Below are 12,958 nucleotides of genomic sequence, written 5' to 3' on the forward strand. Positions count from 1 at the left end.
GGAGGCGGTACAGATCACCGCTTGATCCCCGGACGTGCTGGGTAGCGTCCGATCATGGCCACCGACACCGCCGCGCCCACGCCGACCGGCTACGTGCAGCCGGAGATCGACGTACCCGCCCTCACCGCGCTGCTCGACGGGAGGTACGCCGGGGTGCGCGACCTGGTGCGCACCAACCTCGCGGAGCACGCCTCGATCCTCGTGGACGCCGAGGAGATGTCGATCGACGACTTCCGGGAGCAGGTCTTGAAGGTCGTCGTCGAGATGGCCGCCACCGGGCAGACCGGGATGGGCTTCCCCGAGGAGTACGGCGGCGGCTGCGGCCTCGGCGCGTCGATCGCGGCGTTCGAGACCCTCGCGTACGGCGACCTGTCGGTCCTGGTCAAGGTCGGCGTCCAGTTCGGGCTGTTCGGCGGCGCGATCCTCCAGCTCGGCACCGAGCGCCACCACGAGGCCTACCTCGCCGACCTGATCACCGGGAAGCTGATGGGCTGCTTCGCGATGACCGAGACCGGCCACGGTTCCAACGTCCAGGCGCTCGGGACGGTCGCGACGTACGACCCGGCCACCGAGGAGTTCGTGATCACCACGACCACCGAGGACGCCCGCAAGGACTACATCGGCAACGCGGCCAAGCACGCCGAGGTGGCCGTCGTCTTCGCGCAGCTGGAGGTGGGCGGCACCACCGAGGGCGTGCACGCGTTCGTCGTGCCGATCCGCGTCGACGGCGAGTCGGCGCCCGGCGTCCGGATCGAGGACGACGGCCGCAAGATGGGCCTCAACGGCGTCGACAACGGCCGGATCTGGTTCGACCAGGTACGCGTCCCGCGCACCGCGCTGCTCAACCGGTTCGCGGACGTGACGCCGGAGGGGAGCTACGAGAGCTCGATCGAGAACCCGAACCGGCGCTTCTTCACGATGCTCGGCACCCTCGTCCAGGGCCGGGTGTGCGTCGGCGGCGGCGGGATCAACGCGGCGAAGGTGGCGCTGGCGATCGCGACGAAGTACGCCGTACGCCGCCGCCAGTTCGAGGCGACCTCGGACGAGCAGGAGGAGCTGCTGCTCGACTACGGGTTGCACCAGCGCCGGCTGCTGCCCCTGATCGCCCGGACCTACGCGCTGCACTTCGCCCAGGAGGTCGTTGCCGGCCAGCTGCACGACGTCTTCTCGGGCACCCACGCTCCCGGCGCCGAGGACGACCAGGCCCGGCGCGAGCTCGAGTCGCGCGCCGCGGGCACCAAGGCGCTCGGCACCTGGCACGCGACCCGCACGATCCAGGAGTGCCGCGAGGCGTGCGGTGGCGCGGGCTACCTCTCGGAGAACCGGTTCGCGGCGCTCAAGGCCGACACCGACGTCTTCACGACCTTCGAGGGCGACAACCACGTGCTGCTCCAGCTGGTCGCCAAGGGGCTGCTCACCGACTACGCCAGCGAGTTCGAGGACCTCGACCAGCTCGGCATGGTCCGGTTCGTCGCCGGCCTGGCCGTCGAGACCGTGATCGAGAAGACCTCGGTGCACAAGCTGCTCGAACGGGTCCGCGACCTGCTGCCCGGTGGCGACGAGTGGGACCAGGAGGCGGGTCTCCTCGACCCGGACTACCAGCTCGCGATGCTGCGCTTCCGCGAGGAGCACATGCTCGCCGGCGTCGCCCGTCGGCTCAAGCGGGGCATCGACCAGGACATGAACCCCGGCGAGGTGTTCTCCCGGGTGCAGGACCATGTGATCGCGGCCGCGAGCGCCCACGTCGAGCGGCTGGTGCTCGAGGCGTTCGTCGACAAGACCGCAGGCCTCCCCGACGGCGACCTCAAGGTCGCGCTGAACCTGCTGTGCGACCTGTTCGCGCTCTCGACCATCGAGGCCGACCGGGCCTGGTTCATGGAACACGGCCGGCTCACCGTGCCCCGGTCCAAGGCGATCAGCCGCGAGGTCGGCGACCTGTGCCGCAAGATCCGCCCGCTCGCCGTACCCCTCGTCGACGCCTGGGCGATCCCGCCGGAGATGCTCCGCTCGCCGGGCCTGGTCGGCTGACGGTTTCCCCGGTTCACCGGGGAAGTTGGAACTTCTGGCCCGAAGTTTCGCCCCAACAGTTCCGGTTTCCCCGGTTACCCGGGGAAACCGAGCCCGGGGCCAGCGGCGATCAGTGGCCCTCCTCCTTGAGCCGCGCGAACGACGCGTGGACCTCGGCCTCGGCCTCGGTGCGGCCGACCCACTCGGCGCCCTCGACGGACTTGCCGGGCTCGAGGTCCTTGTAGACCTCGAAGAAGTGCTGGATCTCGAGGCGGTCGAACTTCGAGACGTGGCTGATGTCGCGCAGGTGCTCCAGGCGGGGGTCGGTGGCGGGCACGCACAGGACCTTGTCGTCGCCGCCGGCCTCGTCGGTCATCCGGAACATGCCGATCGCGCGGCACCGGATCAGGCAGCCCGGGAAGGTCGGCTCCTGGAGGATCACCATCGCGTCGAGCGGGTCGCCGTCCAGGCCGAGGGTGTTCTCGATGTAGCCGTAGTCGGCCGGGTACTGCGTGGAGGTGAACAGGGTCCGGTCCAGGCGGATCCGGCCGGACTCGTGGTCGACCTCGTACTTGTTTCGCTGCCCCTTCGGGATCTCCACCAGCACATCGAACTCGAGCACGTCATCCTCCGCCATCGTCAAGGGCCATCGTCAAAGGTCTGTGGGCCCGCGCGACGGGCTGGGGTCAGTCTCGCGCACAATGGCAGCAATTGCGCACCCGGGAAGGGGTCGTTCGTGGGCGGACGTGACCGAGACCACCCCACCCGGGGCGCCCGTCTCGCGGCCTGGCTGCCCGTCGCCCTGGTGCTCGCCGTCCTGGCGGCGGCCGGCCTCGTGCTCTGGCTCGACCCGCCGGCCTCGCCGCCCGAGGAGGAGCCGGCCGCGGTCCCGCCGCCCGCGGGGCTCACCGTCCAGCCCCTCGTGGCGCCGGACCCGGTCGCCGAGCCGGCGAGCGGGGTGCCCGATCCCGGGAAGGTACGCCGGGCCCTCGCGCCGCTGCTCCGCGACGCCGACCTGGGCCCCCACGTCCTCGCCACCGTGGCCGGCCTCGACGGCACGCTGCTCTACTCCAGCGGCACCGGCTCGGCCACGCCCGCCTCGACCCTCAAGCTGCTGACCGCGGCAGCGGCCCTCGAGACCCTCGGCCCCGATCACACCTTCGCCACGACGGTCGTCGACGCCGGACCGCGGCGGGTCGTGCTGGTCGGCGGCGGCGACCCGCTGCTCGACCGCAAGGACGTCACCCGGCTGGCCCGCGACACCGCCACCGCCCTCGCCGCCACGGGCCGCACGCGCGTGCGGGTCGACTACGACACCGGCCTGTTCCGCGGCCCCGAGGTCAGCCCGCACTGGCCCGCCGGCTACCTGCCGGACGGCGTCGTCGCGCCGATCACTCCGCTCTGGATCGACGAGGGTCGCCCCGAGGACGGCTTCGGCCGGGTCGCGGACCCAGCCGCGGTCGCGGCAGCGGCGTACGCCAAGGCGCTGGCTCGCGCCGGCGTCACCGTGCTCGGGCCCCAGCGCGAGGCGGCGGCGCCCGCCGACGTCGCGGAGCTGGCCCGCACCGACAGCCTCCCGCTCGACCGGATCGTCGAGCACACCCTGGCGACCAGCGACAACGAGGCCGCCGAGGTGCTCGCCCGCCACGTGGGCCTCGCGACCTCCGGCGACGGGTCGTTCGCCGGCGGCGCCCGGGCCCTGCTGCGGGTGCTCGACGGGCTCGGGGTCCCCACGCAGGGCACCACGACGTACGACGGCAGTGGGCTCTCCCGGGAGGACCGGCTCGACCCCGACACGCTCACGGCGGTGCTCGAGCTCGCCGCGTCGCCCGAGCAGCCCGACCTCCGGGCGGTGCTCACCGGGCTGCCGGTCGCCGGCTTCACCGGCTCCCTCACCGAGCGGTTCGCCGGGCCCGACGACCAGGGCCGCGGCCTGGTCCGGGCGAAGACCGGGACGCTGTCGGGGGTGAGCAGCCTGGCCGGGATCGTGACCGACCGCGAGGGCCGGCCGATGGTGTTCGCGCTGCTCGCCGACCGGATCGACCTGGTCGACACCCTGGACGCCCGAGCCGCCCTGGACGGCGCGACCGGTGCCCTCGCCGGCTGTCGCTGCGGCTGACTTCCTGGCCGGGCGTGTGGCGGACGCGGGTACCGTCACCGCATGAGTAAGCACTCCGGCCCCGAGCTGGTCGACTGGGACCTCGCGGTCGCCCTCGGCTCCCGGATCGCGGGCGACGGCCCGGTCGTGGACCGCCGTACCGCGGACGCCGTGGTCGCCGAGCTGCGCGCCGACGCCGATCGGTCGACGGGCCTGGTCCGTGCGCACACCGGGCTGCTCGCCGCCGAGCGGACCGCCCCGGTCCTGGTCGTCGACCGGCCCGGCTGGGTCATCGCCAACGCCGACGGGTTCGCGACGATCCTGGCCCCCGTCGTCGACAAGCTGTCCTCGCGCAAGGGCGAGCCGACCGGGCTGACGAAGGCGATCGGCTCGCGCGTCACCGGGGCCGAGGTCGGCGCGCTGCTGGGCTTCCTGGCCGGGAAGGTGCTCGGCCAGTTCGACCCGTTCCACGCCCCGTCCGGGCGGCTGCTGCTCGTCGCGCCGAACATCGTCCACGTCGAGCGCGAGCTCGGCGTCGTCCCCCGGGACTTCCGGCTCTGGGTGTGCCTGCACGAGGAGACCCACCGGGTGCAGTTCACCGCCACCCCGTGGCTGGCCGACCACCTGCTGGGAGAGATGCACGCGCTCGCCGAGAGCCTCGAGCCGAGCGGCCTGCTCGACGACGGGTTGACCCGGATCGCCGGGGCCGTCCGGAGCGCTCGCGAGGGTGGCGGCAGCCTCCTGGACCTGATCGGAACCCCGGAGCAGAAGGAGATCGTCGACCGGGTCACCGGCGTCATGTCCCTGCTCGAGGGCCACGCCGACGTGGTCATGGACGACGTCGGCCCGGGCGTGATCCCGACGGTGGCCGACATCCGCAAGCGGTTCAACCGCCGCCGCCAGGGCGTCGGGGTACTCGACCGGCTGCTGCGCCGGGTGCTCGGCCTGGACGCCAAGATGGCGCAGTACCGCGACGGCGCGAAGTTCGTCCGTGCGGTCGTCGACAAGGCCGGCATGACCGAGTTCAACGCGGTCTGGGAGCGGCCCGAGAACCTGCCGTCGAAGGCCGAGATCGCGGACCCACGAGCCTGGATCAGCCGGGTGCTGTGACCGTCCCACGGGCCTGACCCATGAGCCTCCACCCCGCGATCGCCGCGGTGCGCCTCGCGGTACGCCGTGCCCTCGCCCACGTCGACCCGGGTCGGACCGTGGTCGTCGCGTGCTCCGGGGGCGCCGACTCGCTCGCGTTGCTCGCCGCGACGGTGTTCGAGGGCCGACGCGCCGGGTGGCGGGTCGTGGGCGCGACGGTCGACCACGGGCTCCAGCCCGGCTCGGCCGACCACGCCGCGCACGTCGTACGCCAGATGGCCGCCCTCGGCGCCGACGAGACCGTCGCCGCGACCGTGCACGTCGAGGCGGCCGGCCAGGGCCCGGAGGCGGCGGCCCGCCAGGCCCGCTACGCCGTCCTCGACCAGCTCGCCGAGCGCTTCGACGCCGACGCCGTGCTGCTCGGCCACACCCGCGACGACCAGGCCGAGACGGTGCTGCTCGGCCTGGCCAGGGGCTCCGGGGGGCGGTCGCTGGCCGGGATGCGACGCTCCTTCGACCGCTTCGTCCGCCCGCTCCTCGACCTCTCCCGCGCCGACACCGCCACCGCCTGCCAGGTCGCGGGGATCGAGTTCTGGAGCGACCCCCACAACGAGGACCCCGCATTCACCCGGGTGCGGGTACGCCGCAGCGTGCTGCCGGTCCTCGAGGACCAGCTCGGTCCGGGGGTGGCCGAGGCGCTGGCCCGGACCGCCGACCAGCTGCGCGCGGACATGGACCTGCTCGACGACGCCGCCGAGGCGGCGTACCAGCGCCTGCGCGACCTTCCTGTCGACGGGCTGCTCGCCGAGCCCGGCCCGATCCGGCGGCGGGTGCTGCGGCTGGCCGCGCTGGCCGCCGGCGCCCCCGCCTCCGAGCTCTTCCACGAGCACGTGCTCGCGATGGACGCGCTGCTCACCCACTGGCACGGCCAGAAATGGGTGGACCTCCCCGGGAAGGTGCGCTGCCGACGAGCCGACGGCCGGCTGCGCCTCGGCCCGGCTGGATGAGAAGTCTCAGGTTCCGCCTGCTCCGACCGATGTTCCGCGTCAGAATCGCAATCGACGTCCGTCTGGTCAGCGTGCCGACTGAAACGAGGAACTCCATGTCCCACCGCCGTACCTTCGCCGCCGCCGTCGCGCTGCTGGCCGCCGCGGTCATCGCGCCCCAGGCGCTGCCCGCCTCCGCGTCGCCCGCCGGCCGGGCCGTGACCGCCCAGCGGGCCGGCCAGGCGCTCATCCAGGGCGTTGTCGTCGACCAGGCCGGCCGCTACGTCGACGACGTCGAGGTCCAGGCGACCAAGGCCGACGGCACCCCTGCGGCCTCCGCGATCACCTACGCCAGCGACCGCGAAGACGGCCCCCAGCACGGCTACTTCTTCCTCGAGGTCACCCGTGGGACCTACACCCTGACGTTCTCGCGCGATGGGTACCGGACGCTCGTTCTCGACGACCTCCAGATCGAGAGGGCTCGTCAGAAGCTGAGCCTGGGTGAGGTCGAGATCCAGAAGAAGCTGGCGGAGAGCAAGACCGAGGCCAGCCTCGTGCGGCGCACGATCACGACCAAGCAGAACGGCGAGGTCGTGGTGACCGTGTCCGCGAGGGGCGTCAAGCCCACGGGCGACGTCGAGATCCGCGAGGGCCGCACCGTGGTCGGCGAGGACGGCCTCAGGGCCAGGGACAACGGCCAGGTCACGATCGAGCTGGACCGGTTGCCCCGCGGGACCCACGAGCTCAAGGCCTACTACCTCGGCTCCCCGGACCTGAAGGTGTCGGCGTCCACGTCCTTCACCCTGACCGTCACCAGGGGGCGGCACTGACCTAGAGTCTGCGCCATGCACGCATCCGACGTGGAGAACGACCTGGTCAACGTCCTCTTCACCGAGGAGCAGATCCAGCAACGGCTGGCCGAGCTGGCCAAGGACATCGAGGCCGACTACGAAGGCAAGGACCTCCTCATCGTCGGCATCCTCCGGGGCGCGGTGATGGTGATGGCCGACCTGGCCCGCAGCTTCACTCGGCACCTGGAGATGGACTGGATGGCGGTGTCGTCGTACGGCTCGGGCACCAAGTCCAGCGGCGTGGTCCGGATCCTCAAGGACCTCGACACCGACATCTCCGGGCGGCACGTGGTCATCGTCGACGAGATCATCGACACCGGCCTGACCCTGTCCTGGCTGACCTCGAACCTGTCCTCGCGCAGCCCCGCGAGCGTCGAGATCTGCACGCTGCTGCGCAAGCCCGACGCGCTCACCATGCCGGTCGAGGTGAAGTACGTCGGGTGGGACATCCCCAACGAGTTCGTGGTCGGCTACGGCTTGGACTACCGCGAGCGGTACCGCAACCTGCGCGACATCGGCACCCTCGCCCCCCACGTCTACTCCTAGCGGGGAAGCGTCGGCGGACCCGCTGATGGTGGTCGAGCGAGGCCCGCGACCGAGCCTGCGAGGTCGCCACGGCCGTGTCGAGACCCGGTGAGCGCAGAGTCGACCTCGACCACCCGATCAGCCGTGGACGCCGACTGCACCCGAGCCGGGTTTTCCTGAGACAATGGTGATTGCCGACGGTGTGTACCGTCGTCAGTTCAGATGAGCGTCCACCCGGCGAGCCTCCCGGGGGACGGCAACGCCGTGTCGGAAGAAGCCTGTGAAGCGCATATTCAAGGGTCCCTGGCTGTGGATCGTCCTCGCCGTGGTCGGCGTCCTGCTCGCCCTGCAGTACCTCGCGCCCAACCGCGGGGGCGAAGAGGTGGACGCCTCGAAGATGCAGGACCTCATCAGCTCCGGTGAGATCAAGGAGCTGACCTTCGTCGACGGCGGCGAGCAGCAGATCAAGGCCACCCTCGACAACGGCGACAAGGTCACCGCCTTCTGGCTCGACGGGACCCAGGCGGAGCTGGACTCCCAGGTCCAGGACCAGGTCGATGCGGGCAAGATCGACTCCTACACGGTCGAGGTGCCCAAGCCGAGCCTGCTCGGCTCGATCCTGGCGACGCTGCTGCCGTTCGCGCTGATCATCCTGCTCTTCCTGTTCCTCATGAACCAGGTCCAGGGCGGCGGCGGTCGCGGCGTCATGCAGTTCGCGAAGTCGCGCGCGAAGCTGATCTCCAAGGACATGCCGAAGACCACGTTCGGCGACGTCGCCGGTTGCGAGGAGGCGATCGAGGAGCTCGGGGAGATCAAGGAGTTCCTCCAGGAGCCCGCCAAGTTCCAGGCGGTCGGCGCCAAGATCCCCAAGGGCGTGCTGCTCTACGGCCCGCCCGGCACCGGCAAGACCCTGCTGGCCCGGGCGGTCGCCGGTGAGGCGGGCGTCCCGTTCTACTCGATCTCCGGGTCCGACTTCGTCGAGATGTTCGTCGGCGTCGGCGCCTCCCGGGTCCGTGACCTGTTCGAGCAGGCCAAGGAGAACGCGCCCGCGATCGTGTTCATCGACGAGATCGACGCCGTCGGTCGCCACCGCGGCGCCGGGATGGGCGGTGGCCACGACGAGCGCGAGCAGACCTTGAACCAGCTGCTGGTCGAGATGGACGGCTTCGACGTCCGCGGCGGCGTGATCCTGATCGCCGCCACCAACCGGCCCGACGTCTTGGACCCGGCGCTGCTGCGCCCCGGTCGCTTCGACCGCCAGATCCAGGTCGACGCCCCGGACCTCAACGGCCGGCACATGATCCTCAAGGTCCACTCGCGCGGGAAGCCGATGTCCCAGGACATCGACCTGCTCTCCGTGGCCCGTCGGACACCCGGCTTCACCGGTGCCGACCTGGCCAACGTGCTCAACGAGGCGGCGCTGCTGACCGCGCGCAGCAACCAGAAGCTGATCACCAACGCCAACCTCGACGAGGCCATCGACCGGGTGATCGCGGGCCCGCAACGGCGTACCCGCCTGATGAGCGAGAAGGAGAAGCTGATCACGGCCTACCACGAGGGCGGCCACGCCCTGGTGGCTGCGGCGCTGCCCGGCACCGACCCGGTGCACAAGATCACGATCCTGCCCCGCGGCCGGGCCCTCGGCTACACGATGGTGCTGCCCGACGAGGACAAGTACTCCCAGACCCGGTCGCAGATGCTCGACTCGCTGGCCTACATGCTCGGCGGCCGTGCGGCCGAGGAGATGGTGTTCCACGACCCCACCACCGGTGCCGGCAACGACATCGAGAAGGCCACCAACCTGGCCCGCGCGATGGTCACCCAGTACGGCATGACCGAGCGGCTCGGCGCGATCAAGCTGGGGGAGTCGAACTCCGAGCCGTTCTTGGGACGCGACCTGGGCCACGCCCGCAACTACTCCGAGGACGTCGCCGCGATCGTCGACGAGGAGACCAAGAAGCTGCTCGCGAACGCCCACCAGGAGGCCTTCGAGATCCTCGAGGAGAACCGCGACGTCCTCGACGCGCTGGTGCTCGAGCTAGTCGAGAAGGAGACGCTGGACAAGCAGCAGGTCGCGGAGGTCTTCGCGCCCCTGCGCCGCCGGTCCGAGCGGCCCGCCTGGACGGGCTCGCCCGAGCGCAACCCGTCCGCGATCCCGCCGGTGGAGATCCCGCAGTGGATCCGGGACCGGGCGGCCGCCAACGGTCACTCCAAGGAGGAGGGTGAGGCCGGGCCGGTGCTCACCCCGCCGGGATCCGGCGGCGACGTGCACGGTGACCCGGGGGTCGGCGGCGCCGAGACGCCTCCGGGCCTGCCGCCGCACTGACCGGCCGGCCCTGGCCCGGCGCTTCCACGGGTACTCGACCGCGCCGGGGCTCGGGTCTCGACACGGCGGTCGCGACCTCGTGCCTCGGTCGCGCGCCTCGCTCGACCACCAACGACGGGCCCGCTGACGCGTCCCCGCTATGGTCGTCGCCATGAGCGACTCGACGCTGCCGGGCGGACGTCCCGCGCCCGCCTTCGACCTGGCGCGCGCCGAGGCGGCCGTCCGGGAGCTGCTCATCGCGATCGGTGAGGACCCCGAGCGGGAGGGCCTGCAGGAGACCCCGGCCCGGGTGGCGCGGGCGTACGCCGAGCTCACGGCCGGGCTGCGGATGGAGCCCGAGGACGTGCTCACCACGACCTTCGACATCGGGCACGACGAGATGGTGCTGGTGCGCGACATCGAGCTGTGGTCGATGTGCGAGCACCACCTGGTGCCGTTCACCGGTGTCGCGCACGTCGGCTACATCCCCGCGACCAGCGGGAAGATCACCGGACTGTCCAAGCTCGCCCGGCTCGTCGACGTCTACGCGAAGCGCCCCCAGGTCCAGGAGCGGCTCACCACCCAGGTCGCCGACGCCCTGACCCGCCTCCTCGAAGCGCGCGGCGTGATCGTGGTGATCGAGGCCGAGCACCTGTGCATGACCATGCGGGGGGTCAAGAAGGCGGGTGCTCGCACCATCACCTCCGCAGTGCGCGGCACGATGCGGACCAACCCCACGACCCGGGCCGAGGCGATGGCCCTGATCCACCGGCGATGAGCCGCTGATGGCCGCCCTCGCAGACCTGCTCGCCCCCCGCGCACGGCCGCGGCTGATGGGCGTCGTGAACGTGACCCCGGACTCGTTCTCGGACGGCGGCCGGTGGCTCGAGCCGCGCGACGCCATCGCGCACGGTCGCGACCTGCTCGCCGACGGCGCCGACATCCTCGACATCGGCGGGGAGTCCACCCGACCGGGCGCCACCCGCCCCCTGGTGGAGGAGGAGCTGGGCCGGGTCGTCCCGGTGATCACGGCGCTGGCGGCGGAGGGTGCCGTCGTCTCGGTCGACACGATGCGCGCCGAGGTCGCCGAGGCCGCGCTGGCGGCCGGGGCCACCGTCGTCAACGACGTGTCGGGGGGTCTCGCCGACCCGCGGATCCTCGAGGTCGTCGCCGCGAGCGGAGCGGCGTACGTCGCCATGCACTGGCGCGCGCACGCCGACCACATGCGGGACTTCGCGGTGTACGACGGCCCCGGTGGCGTGGTCGGGGCCGTCTGCGACGAGCTGACCGCGCGGGTCCGGGCGATGACCGCCGCCGGGATCGCCCGGGAGCAGGTCATCCTCGACCCCGGGCTCGGCTTCGCCAAGCGCGCGGAGCACAACTGGGAGCTGCTGCGCCGGATCGACGAGCTGGCCGCCCTCGGCTACCCGCTCCTCGTCGGGGCCAGCCGCAAGTCGTTCCTCGGCCGGCTCCTGGTCGACCGGGGCGGCGTCCCCCGCGCCGTCGACCAGCGCGAGCATGCGAACGCCGCGATCACCCTGCACCTGGCCCGGCATGCGGTGTGGGGCGTACGGGTGCACGACGTCCGAGCCTCCCGGGACGCGCTCCGCGTCGCCGAGCAGCTGAGCGAGGAGGGTTCCACGTGACCGAACGGCCGACCGACGAGCTGAGCGTCACCGGCATCGCGTGCTACGGGCACCACGGCGTCTTCGACTTCGAGCGACGCGAGGGGCAGACGTTCGTCGTCGACCTCGTGCTGGGCGTCGACACCGCCCCCGCAGCGGCGTCCGACGACTTGCAAGACACCGTCGACTACGGGAGTCTCGTGGCTTCGGTGCAAGCCGCCGTGGAGAAGGATCCGGTCGACCTGATCGAGACCCTGGCCCAGCGGATCGCGGGCGTCTGCCTCTTGGACGGCCGTGTTGAATGGGCGAGGGTGACGGTCCACAAGCCGGACGCACCCATCGAAGCGACGTTCGCGGACGTCACGCTGACGATCACCCGGAGACGTGAGGGCACCCGTGACTGAGACCCCGAACCCGAACATCATCGACGCGGACACGCTGACCGGCGAGATGCGGCCGATCCGCCGTGCGGTGCTGGCACTCGGGTCCAACCTGGGTGAGCGGATGGGGAACCTCCAGGGCGCGCTGAACGCGCTGGCCGACACCCCAGACGTCTGGATCACCGCCGTGTCCCCGGTCTACGAGACCGACCCCGTCGACTGCCCGCCCGAGGCGAAGACGTTCCTCAACGCCGTCGTGCTGATCGACACCACGCTGGCCGCGAGCCGGCTGATGGACCGGGCGCTGGCGATCGAGGACGCCTTCGAGCGGGAGCGCGGTGAGCAGCGCAACGCGCCGCGGACCCTCGACGTCGACCTGATCGTCGTCGGCGACCGGCGCAGCAACGAGGAGTTCCTGCGGCTGCCGCACCCGCGGGCCGCCGAACGGGCCTTCGTGCTGCGCCCGTGGTTCGACGTCGACCCGGCGGCCGAGGTGCCCGACCGGGGTCCGGTCGCGGACCTGCTCGATGGGACCGACCAGAGCGGGCTGAAGCTGCGCGACGACCTGGTCCTCGAGATCCAGTGACCGGTCGGTGAGCGCCGGACCCTCCGGCGAGGAGCCGCAGCCGACCGGTCGCCTGCGGCCGACCTCTGGTGGTGCGCTCACGGCGTGGGCCGTCGCGGGCCTGGTCGGCGGATGGCTGCTCCACCCCGCGGCCGAACGGGTGCGGGACACCGCGCCGATCGTCACCTGGGCCCAGCCGCTCGCGCTCGTGCTCGTGGCGGCGATCCTGGGCGCCACGGCGTACCTCACCTGGCGCACCGTGCACGTCCAGCAGCAGCGGCTCGAGCCGCAGCGTGCGGTCAACCGCCTGGTGCTCGCCCGGTCCTGCGCGCTCGTGGGCGCCCTGGTCGCCGGCGGCTACCTGGGGTACGCCGTGAGCTGGATCGGCGTGGACACCGAGCTGGCCACCCAGCGGGCCTGGCGCTCGGCCGTCGCCGCCGCCGCGGGCGTCGGCATCGTGGTCACCTCGGTCCTCCTCGAGCGCGCGTGTCGCGTCCGATCCGACGACGAAGACACTTAATGTGCTG

General features: G+C 72.1%; 13 protein-coding genes. 12 read left to right on the top strand and 1 reads right to left on the bottom strand.

The window, feature by feature from the left end; genetic code table 11:
* The first annotated feature begins 54 nt into the window (after positions 1-54).
* Complete coding sequence (locus tag NOCA_RS03630) at positions 55-2,028, top strand: acyl-CoA dehydrogenase family protein (protein ID WP_011753930.1); 1,974 nt, start codon at positions 55-57, stop codon at positions 2,026-2,028.
* Positions 2,029-2,137: 109 nt separating this feature from the next.
* Here the strand turns inward: NOCA_RS03630 and NOCA_RS03635 are convergent, their stop codons facing one another.
* Positions 2,138-2,644, bottom strand: coding sequence for an inorganic diphosphatase (locus NOCA_RS03635; protein WP_041546112.1), 507 nt, complete (start codon positions 2,642-2,644; stop codon positions 2,138-2,140).
* Positions 2,645-2,743: 99 nt separating this feature from the next.
* Here NOCA_RS03635 and dacB point away from each other — a divergent pair, with 99 nt between their 5' ends.
* The 11 genes from dacB (at position 2,744) to NOCA_RS03690 (ending at position 12,951) form a co-directional block, all read left to right on the top strand.
* On the top strand, positions 2,744-4,126 hold the full coding sequence (gene dacB / locus NOCA_RS03640; protein WP_011753932.1) for a D-alanyl-D-alanine carboxypeptidase/D-alanyl-D-alanine endopeptidase: 1,383 nt from the start codon (positions 2,744-2,746) through the stop codon (positions 4,124-4,126).
* A 42-nt stretch (positions 4,127-4,168) separates the two neighbouring features.
* Complete coding sequence (locus NOCA_RS03645) at positions 4,169-5,215, top strand: zinc-dependent metalloprotease (RefSeq protein ID WP_011753933.1); 1,047 nt, start codon at positions 4,169-4,171, stop codon at positions 5,213-5,215.
* A gap of 20 nt (positions 5,216-5,235) precedes the next feature.
* Positions 5,236-6,201 (top strand): tRNA lysidine(34) synthetase TilS, encoded by a 966-nt coding sequence (gene tilS / locus NOCA_RS03650; RefSeq protein WP_011753934.1) that lies wholly within the window; start codon positions 5,236-5,238, stop codon positions 6,199-6,201.
* A gap of 95 nt (positions 6,202-6,296) precedes the next feature.
* The gene (locus tag NOCA_RS03655; protein WP_011753935.1) at positions 6,297-7,010 is read left to right on the top strand and encodes an Ig-like domain repeat protein; all 714 of its coding nucleotides are present in this window, start codon (positions 6,297-6,299) and stop codon (positions 7,008-7,010) included.
* A gap of 15 nt (positions 7,011-7,025) precedes the next feature.
* Positions 7,026-7,577, top strand: a complete 552-nt coding sequence (gene hpt / locus NOCA_RS03660; protein WP_011753936.1) for a hypoxanthine phosphoribosyltransferase — start codon at positions 7,026-7,028, stop codon at positions 7,575-7,577.
* A gap of 259 nt (positions 7,578-7,836) precedes the next feature.
* Positions 7,837-9,882: an ATP-dependent zinc metalloprotease FtsH gene (ftsH, locus tag NOCA_RS03665; protein ID WP_011753937.1), complete on the top strand. Its 2,046-nt coding sequence runs from the start codon at positions 7,837-7,839 to the stop codon at positions 9,880-9,882.
* 151 nt (positions 9,883-10,033) lie between these two features.
* The gene (gene folE, locus NOCA_RS03670; RefSeq protein ID WP_041547065.1) at positions 10,034-10,639 is read left to right on the top strand and encodes a GTP cyclohydrolase I FolE; all 606 of its coding nucleotides are present in this window, start codon (positions 10,034-10,036) and stop codon (positions 10,637-10,639) included.
* Positions 10,640-10,646: 7 nt separating this feature from the next.
* Entirely contained in the window at positions 10,647-11,507 is an 861-nt protein-coding gene (folP, locus tag NOCA_RS03675; protein ID WP_011753939.1) for a dihydropteroate synthase, read from the top strand.
* The gene (gene folB, locus NOCA_RS03680) at positions 11,504-11,890 is read left to right on the top strand and encodes a dihydroneopterin aldolase (protein ID WP_011753940.1); all 387 of its coding nucleotides are present in this window, start codon (positions 11,504-11,506) and stop codon (positions 11,888-11,890) included. The genes folP and folB overlap by 4 nt, the downstream gene beginning before the upstream one ends.
* On the top strand, positions 11,883-12,452 hold the full coding sequence (gene folK / locus NOCA_RS03685) for a 2-amino-4-hydroxy-6-hydroxymethyldihydropteridine diphosphokinase (RefSeq protein ID WP_011753941.1): 570 nt from the start codon (positions 11,883-11,885) through the stop codon (positions 12,450-12,452). The genes folB and folK overlap by 8 nt, the downstream gene beginning before the upstream one ends.
* A gap of 7 nt (positions 12,453-12,459) precedes the next feature.
* A complete protein-coding gene (locus tag NOCA_RS03690) occupies positions 12,460-12,951 on the top strand; it encodes a DUF3180 domain-containing protein (RefSeq protein WP_011753942.1) in 492 nt (163 codons plus the stop codon).
* Positions 12,952-12,958: the final 7 nt, after the last annotated feature.

This window comes from Nocardioides sp. JS614, from assembly GCF_000015265.1.
Classification (GTDB): domain Bacteria; phylum Actinomycetota; class Actinomycetes; order Propionibacteriales; family Nocardioidaceae; genus Nocardioides.

Bases quoted from the DNA above. Each gene is read 5' to 3' on its own strand.
- NOCA_RS03630 (WP_011753930.1), top strand. From the start codon at position 55: ATGGCCACCGACACCGCCGCGCCCACGCCGACCGGCTACGTGCAGCCG.
- NOCA_RS03635 (WP_041546112.1), bottom strand. From the start codon at position 2,644: ATGGCGGAGGATGACGTGCTCGAGTTCGATGTGCTGGTGGAGATCCCG.
- NOCA_RS03645 (WP_011753933.1), top strand. From the start codon at position 4,169: ATGAGTAAGCACTCCGGCCCCGAGCTGGTCGACTGGGACCTCGCGGTC.
- tilS (WP_011753934.1), top strand. From the start codon at position 5,236: ATGAGCCTCCACCCCGCGATCGCCGCGGTGCGCCTCGCGGTACGCCGT.
- NOCA_RS03655 (WP_011753935.1), top strand. From the start codon at position 6,297: ATGTCCCACCGCCGTACCTTCGCCGCCGCCGTCGCGCTGCTGGCCGCC.
- hpt (WP_011753936.1), top strand. From the start codon at position 7,026: ATGCACGCATCCGACGTGGAGAACGACCTGGTCAACGTCCTCTTCACC.
- folE (WP_041547065.1), top strand. From the start codon at position 10,034: ATGAGCGACTCGACGCTGCCGGGCGGACGTCCCGCGCCCGCCTTCGAC.
- folP (WP_011753939.1), top strand. From the start codon at position 10,647: ATGGCCGCCCTCGCAGACCTGCTCGCCCCCCGCGCACGGCCGCGGCTG.